Source organism: Micromonospora craniellae (assembly GCF_014764405.1).
Lineage (GTDB): Bacteria > Actinomycetota > Actinomycetes > Mycobacteriales > Micromonosporaceae > Micromonospora > Micromonospora craniellae.
Genome location: NZ_CP061725.1, coordinates 3742448 through 3762710, shown reverse-complemented (window position 1 = coordinate 3762710; position 20263 = coordinate 3742448). Strand labels below are relative to the sequence as shown.

The following is a 20263-nucleotide window of genomic DNA, read 5'->3' as shown; positions in this document are numbered from 1 at the left end:
GGGACGCTCGCCGCCACGCTGTCGCCGCAGGCGTCCGCGCGTGGTCCACAGCCTGCATCCACAGCCTGTGGATAGCACATGTGTACGAGTCCAGCTCGCTCCCAGTTTCCGGTGAGTACGCTTGGTCATCCTCCCGGTGCCCACCAGGAGGATCACCCCGACCTGGAACGACGTGCGAGTGGATCACCAACAAGTCCTGCGCGACGTGACGGTCCGCCTGCCGATGGCGTCGACCGTCGCCGAGGTGTGCCAGGCCACCGTCGATTCGCTGGCCCGGCACACCCCGGCCACGATCGCCGTCCTGCTGCACGTGCACGACCGGCTCCGGTGTGTCGCCGCCACCGGCTCCTGGCAGGTCTTCGCCACCGTCGCGCCGGACGCCGGGATCGTCGGCCGGGTCTACACCGGCGGCGTGGCGGCCGTCGCCCCGGACGTGACGACCGATCCCGATCACATCCCGGTACGCCCCGACGTCACCGCCGAGGTGTGCGTACCGGTGCCGGATCCGGCCGGGCGGGTCATCGGCGTACTCGACGTGCAGTGGACCGGCCCGGCCGACCTCGCCGCGTGGCGGACCACCGCCGAGCGCGTCGCCGCCCGCCTCGGCGCGCGGATCGTCGCGCTGGGCGGGCCAACGGAGAGCCGCAGCGAGAAGCTGCTCCGGCACGCCGCCGCGATGACCGCCGCCGGCACCGAGTGGGACCTGATGACCGCCGCGATCGGGGCGGCCCGGGACGTCTCCACGCTCGGCGCGGCCGTCCTGGTGCTCGGCGGCCGGGGCGGCGTACGGCTCGGTGCCCCGACCGTGGCACCCGGGGAGCTGGAGAGCCGGATACGGGCCGAGCTGACCGAGGCAGGCCCGCAGGCCCTGCGCGGCATCATCGACCGGGCGCACCGCTACGGGGCGGGCTACACGCTCGGCGAGGCGGGCCACCCGCCCACCGTGGAGCACGAGCCGCTGCTCCGCGCCGGTGTCCGGACGCTGGTCACGGTGCCGGTGGGTCCGGCCCAGCGCGGCGGGGTGCTGCTGGTGGCCGACGACCGGCTGCTGCGCCCCGATCCCACCACGGTCAACCTGATGGAGCTGTTGGCCGGTCAGGCGTGGAGCTGCCTGGACCGGTTGCGCACCCTGGACCGGCTGCGCGAGCAGGCCAGCTCCGACCCGTTGACCGGGCTGCGGCACACCGGCCCGTTCGGAAAGCGGATCGCCACCGCGACGCCAGGGCGCACCGCGCTGCTCGCGATCGACGTGGACGGCTTCAAAACGATCAACGACACCTACGGACACCAGACCGGTGACCGGGTGCTGGTCGGCCTGGCCCGGGCGTTGGAGGGCGCGCTGCGCCAGGGCGACGAGCTGTACCGGACCGGCGGCGACGAGTTCGTCGCGGTGATCGAGGTGAGCCGCCCCGAGGAGGCCGTCCGGGTGGCCGAACGGCTCACCGAGGCGGCCCGCCGGATCGGCCGCACGATCAGCGTCGGAGTCGCCCTCCCCCGCCCCGGCGAGTCGCCCGAGCTGACTTTACGACGCGCCGACCAGGCGCTCTACGCCGTGAAACGGCAGGGTCGCGACGGCGTACGCCTCGCCGCCGCCTGACCGCCTCAGCGCGTGAGTTCCTTGGCCAGGAGTTCGGCGATCTGGGCGGTGTTCAGGGCGGCGCCCTTGCGGAGGTTGTCGCCGGTGACGAAGAAGTTCAGCGCGCGGGGGTCGTCGAGGGCACGACGGATCCGGCCGACCCAGGACGGGTCGGTCCCGACCGCGTCGATCGGCATCGGGAACTCACCGGCGGCCGGGTCGTCGACGACGATCACACCGGGGGCGTTGCGCAGCACGCCACGGGCCCCCTCGGCATTGATCTCGGTGCCGAAGACGGCGTGTACGGCGACCGAGTGACCGGTGAGCACCGGCACCCGTACGCAGGTGGCGGTGACCTTCAGGTGCGGCGTACCGAGGATCTTGCGCGACTCGTCGCGCATCTTCATCTCCTCGGAGGACCAGCCGTCCTCGGCCAGCGAGCCGGCCCACGGCACCACGTTGAGCGCCATCGGCGCGGGGAACGGGCCGAGGTCGTCACCGACCGCCTGCCGCACGTCGCCGGTACGCGAGCCGAGCAGCCGGTCGCCGGCCACCTTGGCCAGTTGGTCGTGCAGCGTGTCCGCGCCGACCTGCCCCGCCCCGGAAACCGACTGGTACGAGGCGAGCACCAGCTCGCGCAGCCCGTACTCGCGGTGCAGCGGGGCGACCGCGACGATCATCGCGAGGGTGGTGCAGTTCGCGTTGGCGACGATCCCCCGGGGCCGGTGCTGGACCTGTTCGAGGTTGATCTCCGGCACCACCAGCGGGACGTCCGACGCCATCCGGAAGGCACCCGAGTTGTCCACCACGATCGCGCCCCGGCGCACCGCGATCGGCGCCCAGTGCGCGGCGACCTCGTCCGGCACGTCGAACATCGCCACGTCGACGCCGTCGAACGCCTTCTCGGTCAGCGCCTGGACGGTCAGCTCCTCACCCCGGCACCGGACCTTGCGCCCGGCCGACCGCTCGGAGGCGAACAGGCGGATCTCACCCCAGACGTTGCGACGCCCGGTGAGCAACTCACACATCACGGTGCCGACAGCGCCCGTCGCCCCGACCACGGCCAGGGTGGGCAGCGCGGCCATCCGCGCTACCGTCCCGTCCCCGCGTACACCACGGCTTCGGTGTCGCCGCCCAGGTCGAACGCCTCGTGGATGGCGCGGACCGCCACGTCGAGGTCGGTGTCCCGGCAGACCACGGAGACCCTGATCTCCGAGGTGGAGATCATCTCGATGTTCACGCCGGCCTGGCCGAGCGCGGCGAAGAACCCGGCCGCGACGCCCGGGTGCGAGCGCATCCCGGCACCGATCAGGGAGACCTTGCCGACGTGGTCGTCGTAGAGCAGGCCCTTGAAGTTGACCGACTCCTGGATCTTGCTCAGCGCGGCCATCGCGGTCGGACCGTCGGTCTTCGGCAGGGTGAAGGAGATGTCCGTGCGACCGGCGCCCTCGGTGGAGACGTTCTGCACGATCATGTCGATGTTGATCTCGGCACCCGCCGCGGTGTCGAAGATCCGCGCGGCGGCGCCCGGCTCGTCGGGTACGCCGACAATCGTGATCTTGGCCTCGCTGCGATCGTGGGCGACGCCGGTGATCAGTGCCTGCTCCACAGGAAGCTCCTCCGTCGATCCGGTGACCATGGTGCCGGTGTTGGTCGAGTATGACGAGCGGACGTGGATCGGGAGTCCCGACCGGCGGGCGTACTCCACGCTGCGCAGGTGCAGCACCTTCGCGCCGCAGGCAGCCAGCTCCAGCATCTCCTCGTAGGTGATCTGCTTGATGTGCCGGGCGTTGGAGACGATCCGCGGGTCGGCGGTGAAGACGCCGTCCACGTCGGTGTAGATCTCGCACACGTCCGCGTGCAGCGCGGCTGCCAGCGCCACGGCAGTGGTATCCGAGCCGCCCCGGCCCAGGGTCGTCACGTCCTTGGTGTCCTGCGAGACACCCTGGAACCCGGCGACGATGACCACGGCGCCCTCGTCCAGCGCCCCCTTGAGCCGTCCCGGCGTGACGTCGATGATCCGCGCCCGGCCGTGCACCGAGGTGGTGATGACACCCGCCTGCGAACCGGTGAACGAGCGGGCTTCGTACCCCAGGTTGTGGATCGCCATGGCGAGCAGCGCCATCGAGATCCGTTCCCCGGCGGTGAGCAGCATGTCCAGCTCGCGCCCGGGCGGCAGCGGGCTGACCTGGTTGGCCAGGTCGAGTAGTTCGTCGGTGGAGTCGCCCATCGCCGAGACGACCACGACGACGTCGTCGCCGGCCTTGCGGGCGGCCACGATCCGTTCGGCCACCCGCTTGATCCGCTCGGCGTTGGCGACGGAGGACCCGCCGTACTTCTGCACCACGAGTGCCACGACGGCGCACTCCCTCCCGGTTGCCCTGAAGCGTGCCGACGCCGCCGGCACCGGGGCCGGCGGCGCGGGTCGGACGACCTCAGGGTATCGGGCCGCTCTGACCGCCGGGTCAGGTGATCCCACGATCCGGCCCGGCGCGGCGGGCGAGGTGGTGTGCGACACGCCGGGAAGGCCGACCTTTCCGGGGGTGTCCGTAAGCGCACCCAACGCCGAGAATGGCCGGGTGTACGCCGCCCGCCGTCCCGCCGTCCGCCTGGCCGCCCCGATCGCGTTCGCCCTGCCGGCCCTGCTCGCCGGCTGCTCCTCGGACCCGCCGGACGATTCACCGCCCCCGCCGAGTGCCGCGCCACGACCGGCGGGCCAGGACGCGGCCCGTGATGAACTGGCCGCGCTCGCCGCCGCCGCGCAGGATCGGCACCTGGTCGCCCGGTACACCCTGCGGGTGGCCGACACCCCGGACCGCTCGATCGTGGTGACCAGCGCCAACGACGGCAGCTGGCGGGTGGACGTGCCCGGTGGCGCGCTCGGCGGCACGGCGGACATCTCGCTCGCGGCCACCGCCGACGGGCTGTTCCAGTGCGCGTTGCCCTCGGCGACCCGGCCCGAGCCGGCGAGTTGCGTACGCGTCGGCGAGCGCGACGACACGCTGCCCCGCCGGATCGACCCCCGGGTGCAGCACCCGTTCACCGACTGGCTGGACGTGCTGATCGACCGGCGTGCCCCGCTGTCGGTCTCACCCGCGATGGCCCCGCCCGAGGCCACCGGCACCTGCTACTCGGTGGAGACCACGGCCACCTCGATCAACCCGCCGCTGGACGTGGGCATCTACTGCTTCGACGCGGACGGCACGCCGACCGCGGTCCGCGCGGCGTTCGGCACCCTGACGCTGGCCGGTCCGCCCGAGCCGGCGCCGGCCACCGTGCAGCTCGCCGGGCCGGTGGTCGACGGCGAACCGCTGGGTATGGAGGCACCGCCACCGCCGCCCACACCGTCCGATCTCGATCCGGACGGCACCGACCCGGAGGCCGCGACGCCCGGCGGCACCGAACCGGGTGGCATCGCGCCGACCGAGGTCGGGTAGGTCGCGCTCACGCGGGAACGCCCGGCCGGGCGTCCCATTACGGGTGTCGTTTCCCACATCCGGCGCCCTGGTGCTCGGGGCGTACCGGCGCACACAGCAGGCGTTCGCCGCTTACGGCCTCGGGCAGGCGGTGGCCCACCTGAGCGTGCAGGCCACCGCGCTGGGACTGCACGTACGCCAGGTGACCGATTTCGACCGGGCCGGGCTGATCGCCGACCTGGACCTTTCCGGCGAGGTGCGACCGTACGTGGTGGTCGCGGTCGGCCAACTCGGCGATCCGTTGAGCCTTCCGGCCGACCTGCTGGCCGACGAGACCGCCCTACGCCACCGTCGCCCACTCTCCGAACTCGCCCTGAGCTGCGGAGAGGTCGCCGACTAACCCGTTCGGTGCGATTTCCATCCCACACTCCGGACGGGCCTTTCCCACGCCACGTCCCATCACGTAGGGTCACCCTGTCATGTGGCAGGCGTACCTCCTCCTTCGTCGCCGCGACGAGGCCTGACGGCCGGCACCTCGTCGCGGAGTCGAACCGCGCCGCCAGCACAGTCCCGGATCATTACGCTCGGCATCCCTGCCGACCCCCGTCGCTGACGTCACATGACCCCAGGAGAAGTCCGCCATGGCTCACCCAGCCGGCACCACCGACGTTGATTCCGATGCCATCGCCCGGCAGCGTCCCAGCCGGATGCCGCACCGCCGCTACCAGCCCTACCAGCAGCAGTTCCGGATCGACCTGCCGGATCGCACCTGGCCCACCCGGCACGTCGACACCGCGCCGCGCTGGTGCGCGGTCGACCTGCGCGACGGCAACCAGGCGCTGATCGACCCGATGTCGCCGGAGCGTAAGCGCCGGATGTTCCAGCTCCTGGTCCAGATGGGCTACAAGGAGATCGAGGTCGGGTTCCCGTCGGCCAGCCAGACCGACTACGAGTTCGTCCGGCAGCTCATCGAGCAGGACATGATCCCCGCCGACGTCACCATCCAGGTGCTGACGCAGTGCCGGGAGCACCTGATCGACCGGACCTTCGAGGCGCTGCGCGGCGCGCGCCGGGCGATCGTGCACTTCTACAACTCCACCTCCACGCTGCAACGACGGGTGGTCTTCGGGCTGGACCGCGACGGCATCGCCGACATCGCCACCACCGGCGCCCGGCTCTGCCAGAAGTACGCGGAGATCCACACGCCGGACACGGAGATCCACTACGAGTACTCGCCGGAGTCGTACACCGGCACCGAGCTGGAGTACGCGCTGGAAATCTGCGCCAAGGTCATCGAGGTCGTCGACCCCACGCCGGACCGCAAGCTGATCGTCAACCTGCCCGCCACGGTCGAGATGGCCATGCCGAACGTGTACGCCGACTCGATCGAGTGGATGCACCGGCACCTGCCCCGGCGCGACAGCCTGGTGCTCAGCCTGCACCCGCACAACGACCGGGGCACCGGCGTCGCCGCCGCCGAGCTGGGCCTGCTGGCCGGCGCGGACCGGATCGAGGGATGCCTGTTCGGCAACGGCGAGCGCACCGGCAACGTCGACCTGGTGACGCTGGGCCTGAACCTCTTCTCCCAGGGCATCGACCCGATGATCGACTTCTCCGACATCGACGAGGTCAAGCGGGCCGTCGAGTACTGCAACCAACTGCCCGTGCACGAGCGCCACCCGTACGCCGGTGACCTGGTCTACACCGCCTTCTCCGGCTCCCACCAGGACGCCATCAACAAGGGCTTCGCCGCGCTGAACGCCGACGCGGCGGCGGCCGGCGTACCGGTCGACGACTTCACCTGGGCGGTGCCGTACCTGCCGATCGACCCGAAGGACCTGGGCCGCAGCTACGAGGCGGTGATCCGAGTCAACTCGCAGTCCGGCAAGGGCGGCGTCGCGTACATCATGAAGACCGAGCACCAGCTCGACCTGCCCCGGCGGCTCCAGATCGAGTTCTCCGGCGTGGTGCAGCAGGTCACCGACCACGACGGTGGCGAGGTCGGCCCGGACACCATGTGGCAGATCTTCGCCACGCAGTACCTGCTCGACCACCAGGCCGACCCGGCGGCCACGCTGACCGAGTACGTCATCGGCAGCGCCGACGGCAAGGTCGAGATCACCGCGCAGATCGGCGTGGACGGCCAGGCCCGCTCGGTGAGCGCGATCGGCAACGGCCCGATCGACGCGTACGTCAACGCGCTCGGCTCGGCCGGGGTGAGCGTACGGGTGCACGACTACCACGAGCACGCGCTCTCCTCCGGCGGCGACGCGCAGGCCGCCGCGTACGTGGAGTGCGAGGTGGACGGGCGGACGGTCTGGGGCGTCGGCATGGACGCGAACATCGTCACCGCCTCCGTGAAGGCGGTCACCAGCGCCGTCAACCGCGCCCGCCGGCTCTGATGAAAGGAAGGGTCCCCTGCTATCGCCTTTTTTGCATAGCAGGGGACCCTTCCTTTCACCTGTCCCGGGCGGCTGGGTGGTCCGGGGTGGAGACGGGCATGGAGTGGCAGGGCTGTGCGGGCGGTGGACGGCGGGTCGGGCGGCGCACCAGCAGGGCGGCGATGACCGCCCCGGCCACCAGCAGGGCGGCACACCAGAGCAGCGCGCCCCGGTAGGCGGCGGTGAGTTCGGCGGGCTGCTCGTAGCCCGTGCCGGTCAGCCCGACCAGCAGCGGCAGCGCGGCCACCGCCAGCAGACCACCGACCCGGGACGCGGCGTTGTTGAAGCCGCTGGCCACCCCGGCGAAACGGTCCGCCACGGCGGCCAGCACGGACGCGGTCAGCGGCGCCACCACCAGGGTCAGCCCGGCGCCGAACAGCACCACCCCGGGCAGCACCTGCCGCCAGTACGACGCACCCGCGTCGACCTCCCGCAGCACCAGCAGCCCGACGGCGGCCAGCACCGGACCGACGGTCAGCGGCAGCCTCGGCCCGATCTTCGCCGACAGCGCGCCCGCCTTCGGCGAACCTATCAGCAGCAGCACCGTCATCGGCAGCAGGGCCAGGCCGGTGAGCAACGCCGACCAGCCGACCACGTTCTGCAGGTAGACGGCGAAGAAGAAGGTGAATCCGCCGAGCGCGGCGTACACCAGCACGGTGAAGACGTTCAGCACCGAGAAGAGCTGGCTGCCGAACAGGCCGGTGGGCAGCATCGCGGTCTCGCCACGACGCCGCTCCACGAACACGAACGCCAGCGCGGCGAGCACCGCGACCAGGACCGCCACCAGTACGGCGGGCGAGCTGATCCCTCGACCGGGCGCGTCGACGAGCGCGTACGTGACGCCAGCCAGAGCCAACACGCCGAGCAGCGCACCGGCCACGTCGAAGCGTCGACCTCCGCCCCTGCTACGCGAGGCGCTCTCGTCCCGGCTCTCCGGCACCCAACGCAGCGTGGCCAGCACCACCAGCACGGCCAACGGGAGGTTCAGGAAGAAGATCCATCGCCAGGAGAGCGCGTCGATCAGCCATCCGCCGATGAACGGGCCGAGCGCCGTGGAGACGCCGGACAGCCCGGACCAGGCCCCGATGACCTTGCCCCGGTCGTCGGGGTGGAAGCTGGCCTGGAGCAGCGACAGCGAGCCGGGGGTGAGCAGCGCGCCGCCGGCACCCTGGAGGAACCGCGCGGCCACCAGCCAGTCGGTACGCAGCGCCAGCCCGCACAGCACCGAGGCGGCGGTGAACCAGACCACGCCCAGCAGGAAGATCCGCCGCCGCCCGAAGCGGTCGCCGAGCGCCCCGCCGAGCAGCACGAACGCGGCCAGCGTGAGCAGGTAGCCGTTCACCGTCCACTGTAGCCCCGCCACCGAGGCGCCCAGGTCTGCGCCGAGTCGGGGCAGGGCCACGTTGACCACGGTGGTGTCCAGGAAGACCATCCCGGAGGCGAGGACGGCGACGGCCAGGGTGCCCCGGCCGGCGTGCGATCTCAGCCGGAGGGCGGGCGCGGTATCGGGCATGACTACCAATGTGCCGTGCGCCATCCGTGAGACACCGCGAAACGCCGAAACCACGCCCGGGTACTGTGCGGGATCGCCAAAAGCCCGCAAGCTGGAGAGGTGTCGTCTGTGCGTACCAGATCAGGACCTCGCGCCCTCGGGGCGCTCGCGCTCGCCGCGGCGCTGACCCTAGGCGCGGCCGGTTGCGTCGAGTTGGTGGAACCGGAGGTGACGCCGAGCGGTGACGGCGGCACCGCCACCCAGATGCTCTCCGAACTGACCGTCGCCGAGGCCAACCCGATGCGCGGCTACAGCCGCAACCGCTTCTCACACTGGCGCAAGACCGGCCAGAACTGCGACGTCCGCGACACCGTGCTGGAGCGCGACGGCAAGGACATCCAGCACTCCGGGTGCAACGTGGTGGGTGGCAACTGGGAGAGCGTGTACGACGGGCGGACCTTCACCGACCCGTCCAGCGTGGACATCGACCACATGGTCCCGCTCGCCAACGCGTGGCGTTCCGGCGCCGACGAGTGGGACGACTCGAAGCGTAGCGACTTCGCGAACGATCTCGACCGGCCCCAACTCTTCGCGGTTTCGGCCTCCTCCAACCGGGCAAAGGGTGATCAGGATCCGTCCCAGTGGAAACCGCCAAACCGGTCATACTGGTGCCAGTATGCCGGCGACTGGGTGGCGGTGAAGCACCACTGGAAGCTCGCGATCACCAGTGCCGAGAAGGCCGCGCTGGCCGACATGTTGGAGGGCTGCACATGGGAGAGCAAGCCGTAACCGGAGCCGGCGGCACCCCGGCGTCCGCACGGACGCCCGACGCCTGCGGCGCCACCGGCCCGCAGAGCCGGACCACGGACATCGTGCCCGGACCGGGCGGGGTGATGACCGACGAGGTCGGTGTGGTCACCGGGGAGCTGACCCTACGCACCGACCTCGCCGACGGTCGGGTCACCCTCCACGTGCAGTACAAGGACGCCGACGAGTGGTATGCGGTCACCGGCGGCAGCGCCGCGCTGGCCGACGCCGCCGGACTGGACGCGGTGCACAGCATCGCGGTCGGCCTACTGGACCGCCCCGAGGGCTGATCCTGGTTGCACCTGGATGTTAGGAGGGGTCCCTTTCTAACGCCTGCGGCATAGAAAGGGACCCCTCCTAACATCTCGGCTAGACGAACGTGCCCGGCTCGCTGGGCGCGGAGACCACGCCGGGCTCCTCGCCCTCGCCCTCCGGGCGGACGATCTCCGCACTCACCTTGTGCGGCCGCAGCTCGCCGCTGGCGATCTGCTCGGCGAAGTGACAGGCGACCCGGCTGCCGCCGATTTCCCGCAGCACCGGCCGCTCGTCGGCGCACCGGGTCGGCTGCGCCCACGGGCACCGGGTGTGGAAGCGGCAACCCGACGGCGGGTTGGCCGGCGAGGGCAGGTCGCCGGAGAGCAGGATCCGCTCCCGGCGGTCCTCCACGTCCGGGTCCGGCACCGGCACCGCCGACATCAGCGCCCGGGTGTACGGGTGCAGCGGCTCGGTGTAGAGCCGGTCGCTGGGTGCCTCCTCGACCAGGCCGCCCAGGTACATCACGCCGACGGTGTCGGAGATGTGCCGCACCACCGCCAGGTCGTGCGCGATCACCAGGAAGGTCAGGCCGAGGCTGTCCTGCAACTCGTCGAGCAGGTTGATCACCTGTGCCTGGATCGACACGTCCAGTGCGGAGACCGGCTCGTCGGCGACGATCAGCTCCGGCCCGAGCACCAACGCACGAGCGATGCCGATGCGCTGCCGCTGACCGCCGGAGAACTCGTGCGGGTAGCGGGACAGTGCCCAGCGGGGCAGGCCCACCTTGTCCAGCGTCTCGCCGATGATCTTCCGGCGGCCGTCCCGGTCGCCGCCGATGCCGTGCGTCTGCAGGCCCTCGGTGAGGATCGACTCGACGTTCTGCCTCGGGTCGAGGCTGGACATCGGATCCTGGAAGATCATCTGCATCCGCCGACGCATGGTCCGCAGCTTGCGCGGCGCGAGCGTGGTCAACTCCACCCCGTCGAAGCGCACCTCGCCCGCAGTGGGCGGGTTGAGCTGGAGCAGCGCCCGACCGAGCGTCGACTTGCCGCAGCCCGACTCGCCGACCAGGCCGTACGTCTTGCCGCGCGGGATGCTCAGATCGACGCCGTCGACCGCCTTGACGTGGCCGACCGTCCGGTCGAACAGCACCCCCCGCGTGATCGGAAAGTGCACCTTGAGGTCCCGTACCTCGACGAGGACGTCGGTCTCGGTCATGACTTCTCCTCCTCGCGCGGCGCGGGCACCTGGCCGGCACCCGACACCTCGACGGACGTCGGCGCCTCCGCAGCCGGCGACACCTCAGCGAGCGGTGCGGCCTCGATGGACGACGGCGCCTCGGTGGACGGCGAGGTCGGCGTGGCGCCCGGCAGCGGGGCCGGGTTGACGCAACGGTAGCTGCGACCGCCGTGGGTGAGAACCATCTCCGGCGGCTGGCCGACACAGGCGTCCACCCGGCGGGTGCAGCGCGGGGCGAAGGCGCAGCCTTCCGGCCAGGGCAGCAGGTCACGCACCGAGCCGGAAATCGGGTTGAGCCGCTCACCCCGCCCGGCGTCCAGGCGTGGCACCGAGCCGAGCAACCCCACCGTGTACGGGTGCCGAGGCTCGCGGAACAGCGGACGCCGTCGGGCGGTCTCCACCACCCGGCCGCCGTAGAGCACGTTGATCGTGTCGCACATGCCGGCGACCACGCCCAGATCGTGCGTGATCATCACCAGCGCGGTGCCGGAGTCCCGGACCAGATCCTTGAGCAGTTCCAGGATCTGGGCCTGGATGGTGACGTCGAGCGCCGTGGTGGGCTCGTCGGCGATCAGCAGCCGGGGCTGGCAGGCCACCGCCATCGCGATCAACGCCCGCTGCCGCATCCCGCCGGAGAGCTGGTGCGGGTACTCCTTGAGCCGCCGCGTCGGATCGGGGATGCCGACCCGGTCAAGCAGCGCGGCGGCTTCCTTCGCCGCTGCCGCGCCCTTCATACCCCGGTGCCGGGTCAGCACCTCGGTGACCTGGAGCCCGATCGGTACGACCGGGTTCAGTGACGACAGCGGATCCTGGAAGATCATCGCGATGTCCCGGCCCCGGATGTCCCGGCGGGACCGGTCGTCGAGCTGGAGCAGGTCCGTGCCGTCGAACACCGCCTTGCCGCCCACCCGCAGACCGGGCTGCTTGGGCAGCAGGCCCATGATGGCCAGCGAGGTCACCGACTTGCCGCAGCCGGACTCACCGACCAGGCCGACCACCTCACCGGCGTCGACCGCGAAGGACACCCCGTCGACGGCGTGCACGGCGCGCTGACCGCGCCGGGCGAAGGTGACGGAGAGGTCGTCCACTTCGAGTAGTGCCATTACGAACCCTCCTACTTCCGCAGCTTCGGGTCAAGGGCCTCACGCATCGCCTCACCGAGCAGGGTGAAGCCCAACGCGGTGATGATGATGGCCACTGCCGGATAGATGGCCAACTCCGGCCGTACCCCCAGGTACTGCTGCGCGTCGGCCAGCATCACGCCCCACTCGGGGGTGGCCGAGTTGGGGTTGCCGAGCCCGAGGAAGGACAGCGCAGCGGCCTCGATGATCGCGGTGGCCAGGGTCAGCGTCGCCTGGACGATGACCGGGGCGAGCGAGTTCGGCAGCACATGGGTCAGAGCGATCTTCGACTTGCGTACGCCGAGCGAATTGGCGGCGAGCACGTAGTCGCTGTTCGACTGCACGATCATCGAGCCGCGCAGCAGCCGCGCGAAGACCGGCACCGAGACCATGCCGACCGCGATCATCACGGTGGTCAGGCTCCGTCCGAGCAGGGCCGCGATGCTGACCGCGAGCAGCAGGCTGGGCAGTGCCAGCAACATGTCGATGAACCGCATCAGGACGCTGTCGATCCAGCGTCCCCAGCGTCCACCGAGGCCGGCGGCGGCACCCGCGACACCACCGATCAGCGCGCCGACGGCCAGACCGATCAGGGTCGCCACCACGCCGACCAACAGGGTCTGCCGGGCACCCACCACCATCCGGCTGAACACGTCCCGACCCTGGTGGTCGTAACCGAACCAGTGCTCGGCGGAGGGGCCCGGGATGACGCCCGGCCTGATCACGCCCTCGCGGATGCCCATCGTGTCCGTCGGCCCGTACGGCACCAGGAACGGGCCGACGAGCGCGACCAGCACGAAGATGGTCAGGATGACCGCGCCGATGATGGCCGCCGGGTTGCGTCGCAGCCGGCGGAAGGCGTCCTGCCACAGGCTGACGCCCCGCTCCTCCTCGCGCACGGCGAGTTCGGCGAGCCGGTCGATCTTCTCGCGCTTCTTGCCACTGATGATCGTCATCGGACCCTCACCCTCGGGTCGATCAGGCTGTACGAGAGGTCCACGATCAGGTTCACCAGGACGTACACCACCGCAATGATCATGATGAAGCCCATCAGGACCGGGTAGTCACGCTGGTTGATGGCCTCGGCGAGGAAGGCGCCGATCCCGCTGAACGCGAAGACCGTCTCGGTGAGCACCGCACCGGAGAGCAGACCGCCGGTGAGCAGACCGATCGAGGTCACCACCGGGAGCATCGCGTTGCGCAGCACGTGCCGGCGGCGTACGACGTTCTCGGTCAGGCCCTTGGCCTCGGCGGTACGGACGAAGTCCTCGTTGAGCACCTCCAGCACGCTGGCCCGGGTAATCCGGACGATGATCGCCAGCGGGATGCTGGCCAGCGCGAGCCCGGGCAGGACCAGATGCCACAGCGCGTCGGCGGCGGCGTCCCACTCCCGGGTCATCAGCCCGTCCAGGACGAAGAAGTTGGTGATCCGGGTCGCGCCGATCGTCGGGTCCTGGCGGCCGCTGGAGGGGAACCAGCCGAGGTTCTCCGAGAAGATCGCCTTCAGCACGTACGCCAGGAAGAAGACCGGGATGCAGATGCCGATCAGCGACCCGCCGACGGAGGCGTGGTCGAGGAAGCGGCCGCGTCGGCGGGCGGCCAGGTAGCCCAGCGGGATGCCGATGCCGATCGCGATCACCATCGCGGTGACGGTCAGCTCCACGGTGCCGGGGAAGCGCTGGAGGAACTCGGTGGTGACCTCACGCTTGGTGGAGATCGACGTACCCAGGTCCAGGCGGACCATCCGCCGCACGAACCGGCCGTACTGGATCAGGATCGGCTCGTCGAGGCCGAGATTGCGACGGATCGCGGCGCGCATCTCGGGTGTGCCCCGCTCGCCGAGGATGGCGGTCTCGGGGCCACCGGGCAGCCGGCGGAGCCAGATGAACAACAGGATGGAGAGCCCGAACAGCGTGGGTATCAGCTGCAGGAGGCGTCTGACGATGAACCGGAACACGGCGGCCTCGAAGGGTGTGCTGAGGGTCGCGGGCGGGCGCTGTGGTACAGCGCCCGCCCGCGTTCTATGTGCGTCAGATCAGGACTTGAACTCGGCGGTGGAGAACCTCTCATCGGTGAGCGGGCTCGCCTTGACCCCGGTCACGTCCTTGCCGAACACGATGGCCGGCGGTGCGTGCGAGATCGGCACACCGGGCAGGAAGTTCATGATGTCGGCGTTGATCTCCTTGTAGAGCGCCACCTTGGCCGCCTGGTCCGCGGTGGTGTCCGCCTGCTTGAACTTCTCGAACAGCGCGGGGTTGTTGAAGCCCCACTCGTCCTTCTGCCGGTCGAAGAACGTACCGATGAAGTTGTAACCGTCGCCGTAGTCACCGGTCCAGCCGAGGAAGTGCAGGTCGTGCGCGGAGCCGGAGGTGGTGGCGTTGAGGTAGTCCGGGCTCCACTTCAGCGGGATCGGCTCGATCTTGATGCCGGCCGCCTGGAGGTCCGCCGAGACCAGCTCGAACAGGTCCTTCGGGTTCGGCATGTAGGGCCGGGTGACCTCGGTCGGGTAGTGGAACCGCAGCGTCAGGTCCGACGCGCCGGCCTCGGCCAGCAGCGACTTGGCCTTCTCGACGTCGTAGTCGTACTTGGTGACGTCGCCGTTCCAGCCCTCGACGGTCTCGGGGAAGAAGTTCACCGCGACCTGGGCGCCCGGGGGCAGCTTCGAGTCGACGAGCGCCTGCCGGTTGATCGCGTGCGCGAGCGCCTGCCGGACCTTGAGATCGGCCAGCTTCGGGTTCCCCTTCTGGTTGATCGCCAGGTAGAGGATGTTGAAGGCCGGGCGGGTCAGGACGTTGAAGCCCTCGCCCTTGAGCGGCTCGACGTCGGCCGGTCCGACCAGGTCGTAGCCTTGGATGTCACCCGAGCGCAGGGCCTGCTTGCGGGCATTCTCGTCCGAGATGGTGCGGAAGATCAGGCTCTTGAGCTTGGCCTTCTCGCCCCAGTAGTCCTCGTTGCGCTCCAGGGTCAGCGTCTTGTTCGGTACGTCCCAGGACCTGAACTTGAACGGACCGGTACCGGTCGGGTGCCCGGTCGCGTACGCCGGGTACTTGATGTCGTCCGCGCTGCCCGTCACGTTGCTGGCGTCGTGCTCCTGCAACGCCTTCGGGCTGTGGATCGAGAAGGACGGCAGCATCAGGGCGGCCGGGATCTTGCTGGAGACCCGGGTGAAGGCCAGGCTGACCGTGGTCGCGTCGGTGGCGGTGCAGGACTTGAAGAGACTCTCCGGGAGAGTGTCGTCCTCGTTGGCGGCGAAGCCGCCCATGATGTCCTGCCAGTACGCCGTCACGTCCGGGCTCTGCATGAGGCCCTTGGCGTTGTACCAGCGATCGAAGTTCGTGCAGACTGCCTCGGCGTTGAAGTCGGTGCCGTCGTGGAACTTCACGCCGGAGCGCAGCTTGAACGTCCACGTCGTACCCGCCGCGTCGGGCTCCCAGGACTCGGCGAGGCCGGGGCTGACCTTGGTGCCGCCCTCCTCGGGGCGGACCAGCGTCTCGAAGACCTGACGCGCCACACGCAGCGACTCACCGTCGCTGGCGAAGCTGGGGTCGAGCACCTTCGGGTCTCCGGCGACGCCGAAGACGAGGGTCTCGTTGCTACTACCGCTGGAACCTTCGCGATCGCTTTCGGCACAGCCTGCTACCGCGAGGGCCGCGGCCGCCACGGCCGCGATAGCGACCTTCGGCCTGGATGCACGCATGGGTGCTTCACCTCGTCCTTGGGGTTACGGACAACGTGGTGACAGGGGTCACCGATGGCGGTGACCATAGCTCCCATTCCGACCGCCGGGAAACGCCGCGTAAAGCTCTTGGTACCGGATCGTGTCCTTAGTGACCGGCCACCAGGAGTCGGGCCGAGAGCCCATTGGACAAAAGGGACCAACGACCTAAACAATCGATATCAATCTGTTACATGCATCTGGTGGCCTGCCGGTGCCGGTGTCACACCTGTCGACCTCGGTCAGACGGCCCGACGCCCCTCGAAGGCACGTCCCAACGTGATCTCGTCGGCGTACTCCAGGTCGCCACCGACCGGCAGGCCACTGGCCAACCTGGTCACCGAGATCCCCATCGGCTTGACCATCAGAGCGAGGTACGTCGCGGTCGCCTCGCCCTCGGTGTTCGGGTCGGTGGCGAGGATCAGCTCCCGCACCGCACCGCCGCTGAGCCGGGCCAACAGCTCCCGGACGCGCAGGTTGTCCGGCCCGATTCCCTCCAGCGGATTGATCGCCCCGCCGAGCACGTGGTACCGCCCCCGGAACTCACCGGTCCGCTCGATCGCGACGACGTCCTTCGGCTCCTCGACGACGCAGATCACCTCGTCGCTGCGGCGCGGATCGCGGCAGATCCGGCACTGCTCGGACTCGGCCACGTTGTAGCAACCGGTGCAGAAGCGCACCAGGTCCTTCACCTTGCGCAGCGCGCCCGCCAGCCGGTTCACGTCGGCCGGATCCGCCGACAGGATGTGGAAGGCGATCCGCTGGGCGCTCTTCGGGCCCACGCCCGGCAGGCGCCCCAGCTCGTCGATCAGATCCTGGATGGCACCCTCGTACATCGGGTGGCTCAGAACCCGGGCAGGCCGAGGCCGCCCATCCCGCCCGCGACCGGGCCCATCTTCTGGTCGGTCAGCTCACGGGCCGCCGCGGTGGCGTTGTGCAGCGCCGCGAGGACCAGATCCTCCAGAGTCTCCACGTCCTCCGGGTCGACCGCCTTCGGGTCGATCTTGATGCTCTTGATCTCACCGGCGCCGGACGCGGTCGCGGTGACGAGACCGCCACCGGCGGTGCCGCTCACCTCGGCCTCGGCCAACTCGGCCTGCGCCTTGGCGATCTGCTGCTGCATCTTCTGCGCCTGCTTCAGCATCTGCTGCATGTTCGGCTGTCCACCAGGCCGCACGATGGCTCCCTCGACTCGTTTGCAAGACCACGCCCACCCTAACCATGCCCACCGACCGCACCCGGCGGCCACACCCCGCCCGTCGGGTGCCGTCCGTGGGTCAGCGGGTCGGCACCTCGTCGATCTTCTCGGCGCCGAACGCCTCCCGCAGCAGGCGTACCGCCTGCTCCTCGCCCGACTCCCGGGCGGTCTTCTCGTCGATGACCTCGTCCCCCGGCTCGTCGCCCGGGTCGAAACCCTCGTAGACCGGCGCCGCCGCCGGTGGGCCGCCGGAACGCCCGCCACCGCGCGCCGGACCGTCGAAGTCCGGATCGTACGGCGGCTCACCGGCGAACTCGGCGTCCGCGGTCCGCCGGCCCCCCGCAGCGGTACGTGTGCCCGCCCCCGCGGTACGCGTACCGCGTCCGGCCGCCGCCGCCCGAGCCGCCGCGATCGCGCTGCTTACCGGCGCGCCACCGGCGCCGCCGTTGCCGTTGCCCGCCGGCGCCTGCCGGGGCGGGGCCGACGCACCGGACCGGCCTGCCGCAGCGTCCACGGCGCTACCGCCCGACGCCGGGGCGGATCGGCCCTTCGCGGCCGTGGCCTGCGCTGCCGAGGCGGCCCCGGTCGACGCGGACACGCCGCCCGGTCGAGCCGCCTGCGGCCAGCCCTCGTCCGACCCATCCGACTCGGCGGGCTGCGTAGAGCCACCGGGACGCGCCGGCTCCGGCCAGCCCTCGTCGTCCTCGGTTGACATGGTCGACGGACCTCCGTCGCCACCGGCCCGTCCCTGCGGTCGCCCAGCGGCACCGGGCGCACCCGCGTCGGCCTCGCCAGCGGGGCGCGCGGCACCGGAACCCGCGTTGGCGGCGCCCTCGGAGCGTACGGAACCAGCCGCACCACCGGGAGGCGCGCTGGCCGTGCCCCCGGCACGACCCGCGTCGGCCGTACCACCGGGACCTGCGGTGGCGACGCCACCAGAACCTGTGTCGGCGCCACCGGGACGACCGGCAGGGCCTGCGGCCCGACCGGCGGGACCCGGGTGGGGTGTGCCGTCGCGCGAACCGTTGTCGGCCGAGGTCCCCGCACCGGCGGGGCGGCCGGGAGCCTCGGCGGCGGGCGTCGGCCGGGCAGGGGCCGAGACGGCGGCACGGGGATTGCCGGGCGACATGCCGCCCCGCTCGCCGGCCACCTCGCACCGGATCTGCCAGCGCCCGCCCAACTCCTCGTAGAGCGCGTCGGTGAGCACCCGGGCGTGGTCGGTCATCATCTTGGCCAGCACACCCGACTTCACGGTCACCACGAGCGTGTCGCCGTCGAGGTCCCGCACCACCGCGTCCCGCATCAGCGCGGCGATCCGCTTGTTGCTCCGGTTGACCTTGCCGACCACCTCGGGCCAGGCCCGGCGCACCGCCACCGCGTCCAGTACCCCGGGCGTCGTCGCACCGGGGCGGGGCGGCTCCGGGGTCGCCGGGTCAGGCATGACGGCCGACGGCGGCACCGGACGACGCGTGGCAGGTCCTGCCGCGTCGACCTGGCCCACGTCGCCGACGCCGGGACCACCGCCCGATCCTCCCGCGCCGACGCCGCCCCCGACATCAGCGTCGGAGTCGTGGCCCGACGAGGGTGCGGCGTTCCCCGTCGGGGCGTCGCCGGTCGGACCGGAGTGCACCGTCGAGGTGGGGGCGGGAGCCGGCGTGCCGGTCCCGGCCCGGTTCGCGGCGGCAGCCGCGGGCGCGGCGGGAGTCGTCGTGCGTACGGCGGCGGGCTCGGTCGCGGGTGCGGAGCCGACGGCGGCCGGCGGCGCGTCCGTGCCGGCGAGTGTGAGCCGACGTTCCATGCGTTCCAGGCGCTGGAGCAGGCCGCCGGTGGAGTCGTCGACGCCGGGCAGGAGCATCCGGGCGCAGATCAGTTCCAGCAGCAGCCGGGGCGCGGTGGTGCCCCGCATCTCCACCAGGCCGTCGTGCACGATGTCGGCGCACCGGGACAGCGTGCCCGGCCCGAGCTGCTGGGCCTGGGCGGCCATCCGCTCGATCTGGTCGTCCGGCCCGTCGATGAGCCCCTTGGTGGCGGCGTCCGGCACCTGCTGCAGCACGATCAGGTCGCGCAGGCGTTCCAGCAGGTCCGAGGCGAACCGGCGCGGGTCGTGCCCGGCCTCGGCCACCCGGTCGACGGTCGCGTACGCCGCCGCGCCGTCCCCGGCCGCCAGCGCGTCGCACATCTCGTCGATCAACGCCGCGTCGGTGACCCCGAGCAACGCGGCGGCCCGGGCATAGCTGACCCCGTCCGGGCCGGCACCGGCGATGAGCTGGTCGAGCACCGAGAGGCTGTCCCGGGCGCTGCCCCCACCGGCGCGGACGACCAGCGGGAACACCGCCGGCTCGACCTGCACGCCCTCGGCCTCGGTGAGCTGCTCCAGGTAGGGCCGGAGCACCTTCGGCGGGATCAGCCGGAACGGGTAGTGGTGGGTCCGCGACTTGATCGTGCCGAGGACCTTCTCCGGCTCGGTGGTGGCGAAGATGAACTTGACGTATTCCGGCGGCTCCTCGACCAGCTTGAGCAGGGCGTTGAAGCCGGCCGACGAGACCATGTGCGCCTCGTCGATGACATAGATCTTGAAACGGCTGTTGGCCGGCGCGAAGAAAGCCTTCTCCCGCAGCTCACGGGCGTCGTCCACACCACCGTGGCTGGCCGCGTCGATCTCGATGACGTCGATCGAGCCGGCCCCGTCACCGCTCAGCGAGCGACACGAGTCACAGGTGCCGCAGGGCTCCGGGGTCGGACCGTGCTCGCAGTTGAGCGAGCGGGCCAGGATGCGGGCGCTGGAGGTCTTGCCGCAGCCACGCGGCCCCGAGAAGAGGTACGCATGGTTGAGCCGCCCGCTGCGCAGCGCCTGCGACAGCGGGTCGGTGACGTGCTCCTGCCCGATGACCTCGGCGAAGGTACGCGGCCGGTACTTGCGGTAGAGCGCCAGTGCCACGGCGTCCCGCCTCCTCTCGACCGCGCCATTCTCGCCCCGCGCACACCCCACTGACCACCCACCCC

The 20263-nt window shown here is 71.1% G+C and carries 16 protein-coding genes and 1 pseudogene; 6 read left to right on the top strand and 11 right to left on the bottom strand.

Annotated elements, in window-relative coordinates; all coding sequences use genetic code 11:
- Positions 1 to 223: 223 nt before the first annotated feature.
- Complete coding sequence (locus ID554_RS16900) at positions 224 to 1597, top strand: diguanylate cyclase (protein WP_396888551.1); 1374 nt, start codon at positions 224 to 226, stop codon at positions 1595 to 1597.
- Positions 1598 to 1602: 5 nt separating this feature from the next.
- On the opposite strand, the gene ID554_RS16895 is transcribed toward ID554_RS16900, so the two are convergent.
- Positions 1603 to 2661 carry an aspartate-semialdehyde dehydrogenase gene (locus ID554_RS16895; protein WP_117227305.1) on the bottom strand — a complete coding sequence of 353 codons (1059 nt, stop codon included), beginning with the start codon at positions 2659 to 2661 and terminating at the stop codon, positions 1603 to 1605.
- Between the two features lie 5 nt (positions 2662 to 2666).
- Positions 2667 to 3932: an aspartate kinase gene (locus tag ID554_RS16890; protein ID WP_117227304.1), complete on the bottom strand. Its 1266-nt coding sequence runs from the start codon at positions 3930 to 3932 to the stop codon at positions 2667 to 2669.
- A 187-nt stretch (positions 3933 to 4119) separates the two neighbouring features.
- Here ID554_RS16890 and ID554_RS16885 point away from each other — a divergent pair, with 187 nt between their 5' ends.
- From ID554_RS16885 to leuA, 3 genes and pseudogenes are all read left to right on the top strand, one after another.
- On the top strand, positions 4120 to 5013 hold the full coding sequence (locus tag ID554_RS16885; protein ID WP_223884122.1) for a hypothetical protein: 894 nt from the start codon (positions 4120 to 4122) through the stop codon (positions 5011 to 5013).
- A 109-nt stretch (positions 5014 to 5122) separates the two neighbouring features.
- Positions 5123 to 5392: pseudogene (locus ID554_RS16880) on the top strand (nitroreductase family protein); the annotation flags it as partial.
- Between the two features lie 241 nt (positions 5393 to 5633).
- Entirely contained in the window at positions 5634 to 7394 is a 1761-nt protein-coding gene (gene leuA, locus ID554_RS16875) for a 2-isopropylmalate synthase (RefSeq protein WP_117227302.1), read from the top strand.
- Between the two features lie 55 nt (positions 7395 to 7449).
- Here leuA and ID554_RS16870 read toward each other — a convergent pair whose 3' ends face one another.
- Positions 7450 to 8946, bottom strand: a complete 1497-nt coding sequence (locus ID554_RS16870) for an MFS transporter (RefSeq protein WP_117227301.1) — start codon at positions 8944 to 8946, stop codon at positions 7450 to 7452.
- Positions 8947 to 9054: 108 nt separating this feature from the next.
- Between ID554_RS16870 and ID554_RS16865 the strand changes: the two genes are divergently transcribed.
- Together ID554_RS16865 and ID554_RS32780 are read left to right on the top strand one after the other, a co-directional pair.
- Entirely contained in the window at positions 9055 to 9714 is a 660-nt protein-coding gene (locus tag ID554_RS16865) for an HNH endonuclease family protein (RefSeq protein ID WP_117227300.1), read from the top strand.
- Positions 9612 to 10022 carry a hypothetical protein gene (locus ID554_RS32780; protein WP_317985229.1) on the top strand — a complete coding sequence of 137 codons (411 nt, stop codon included), beginning with the start codon at positions 9612 to 9614 and terminating at the stop codon, positions 10020 to 10022. Before ID554_RS16865 ends, ID554_RS32780 begins: the two co-directional genes overlap by 103 nt.
- A 79-nt stretch (positions 10023 to 10101) precedes the next feature.
- Here the strand turns inward: ID554_RS32780 and ID554_RS16855 are convergent, their stop codons facing one another.
- The 8 genes from ID554_RS16855 to ID554_RS16820 all read right to left on the bottom strand — a co-directional run bounded on the left by ID554_RS16855 (position 10102) and on the right by ID554_RS16820 (position 20198).
- Positions 10102 to 11205 carry an ABC transporter ATP-binding protein gene (locus ID554_RS16855; protein WP_117227298.1) on the bottom strand — a complete coding sequence of 368 codons (1104 nt, stop codon included), beginning with the start codon at positions 11203 to 11205 and terminating at the stop codon, positions 10102 to 10104.
- Positions 11202 to 12329, bottom strand: coding sequence for an ABC transporter ATP-binding protein (locus tag ID554_RS16850; protein WP_223884121.1), 1128 nt, complete (start codon positions 12327 to 12329; stop codon positions 11202 to 11204). The genes ID554_RS16855 and ID554_RS16850 overlap by 4 nt, the downstream gene beginning before the upstream one ends.
- An 11-nt stretch (positions 12330 to 12340) precedes the next feature.
- A complete protein-coding gene (locus ID554_RS16845; RefSeq protein ID WP_117227297.1) occupies positions 12341 to 13303 on the bottom strand; it encodes an ABC transporter permease in 963 nt (320 codons plus the stop codon).
- Positions 13300 to 14304, bottom strand: a complete 1005-nt coding sequence (locus ID554_RS16840; RefSeq protein WP_117227296.1) for an ABC transporter permease — start codon at positions 14302 to 14304, stop codon at positions 13300 to 13302. The genes ID554_RS16845 and ID554_RS16840 overlap by 4 nt, the downstream gene beginning before the upstream one ends.
- Before the next feature lie 78 nt (positions 14305 to 14382).
- Positions 14383 to 16044: an ABC transporter substrate-binding protein gene (locus ID554_RS16835; RefSeq protein WP_117227295.1), complete on the bottom strand. Its 1662-nt coding sequence runs from the start codon at positions 16042 to 16044 to the stop codon at positions 14383 to 14385.
- Between the two features lie 260 nt (positions 16045 to 16304).
- On the bottom strand, positions 16305 to 16898 hold the full coding sequence (recR, locus tag ID554_RS16830) for a recombination mediator RecR (RefSeq protein ID WP_117227294.1): 594 nt from the start codon (positions 16896 to 16898) through the stop codon (positions 16305 to 16307).
- 8 nt (positions 16899 to 16906) lie between these two features.
- Positions 16907 to 17215, bottom strand: coding sequence for a YbaB/EbfC family nucleoid-associated protein (locus tag ID554_RS16825; RefSeq protein ID WP_223884120.1), 309 nt, complete (start codon positions 17213 to 17215; stop codon positions 16907 to 16909).
- Positions 17216 to 17339: 124 nt separating this feature from the next.
- Positions 17340 to 20198 carry a DNA polymerase III subunit gamma and tau gene (locus tag ID554_RS16820; RefSeq protein ID WP_117227292.1) on the bottom strand — a complete coding sequence of 953 codons (2859 nt, stop codon included), beginning with the start codon at positions 20196 to 20198 and terminating at the stop codon, positions 17340 to 17342.
- Positions 20199 to 20263: the final 65 nt, after the last annotated feature.

Coding starts and splice junctions, on each gene's coding strand:
- ID554_RS16900 (WP_396888551.1), top strand. CDS start 224: ATGGCGTCGACCGTCGCCGAGGTGTGCCAGGCCACCGTCGATTCGCTG.
- ID554_RS16895 (WP_117227305.1), bottom strand. CDS start 2,661: ATGGCCGCGCTGCCCACCCTGGCCGTGGTCGGGGCGACGGGCGCTGTC.
- leuA (WP_117227302.1), top strand. CDS start 5,634: ATGGCTCACCCAGCCGGCACCACCGACGTTGATTCCGATGCCATCGCC.
- ID554_RS16870 (WP_117227301.1), bottom strand. CDS start 8,946: ATGCCCGATACCGCGCCCGCCCTCCGGCTGAGATCGCACGCCGGCCGG.
- ID554_RS16855 (WP_117227298.1), bottom strand. CDS start 11,205: ATGACCGAGACCGACGTCCTCGTCGAGGTACGGGACCTCAAGGTGCAC.
- ID554_RS16850 (WP_223884121.1), bottom strand. CDS start 12,329: ATGGCACTACTCGAAGTGGACGACCTCTCCGTCACCTTCGCCCGGCGC.
- ID554_RS16845 (WP_117227297.1), bottom strand. CDS start 13,303: ATGACGATCATCAGTGGCAAGAAGCGCGAGAAGATCGACCGGCTCGCC.
- ID554_RS16835 (WP_117227295.1), bottom strand. CDS start 16,044: ATGCGTGCATCCAGGCCGAAGGTCGCTATCGCGGCCGTGGCGGCCGCG.
- recR (WP_117227294.1), bottom strand. CDS start 16,898: ATGTACGAGGGTGCCATCCAGGATCTGATCGACGAGCTGGGGCGCCTG.
- ID554_RS16825 (WP_223884120.1), bottom strand. CDS start 17,215: ATGCAGCAGATGCTGAAGCAGGCGCAGAAGATGCAGCAGCAGATCGCC.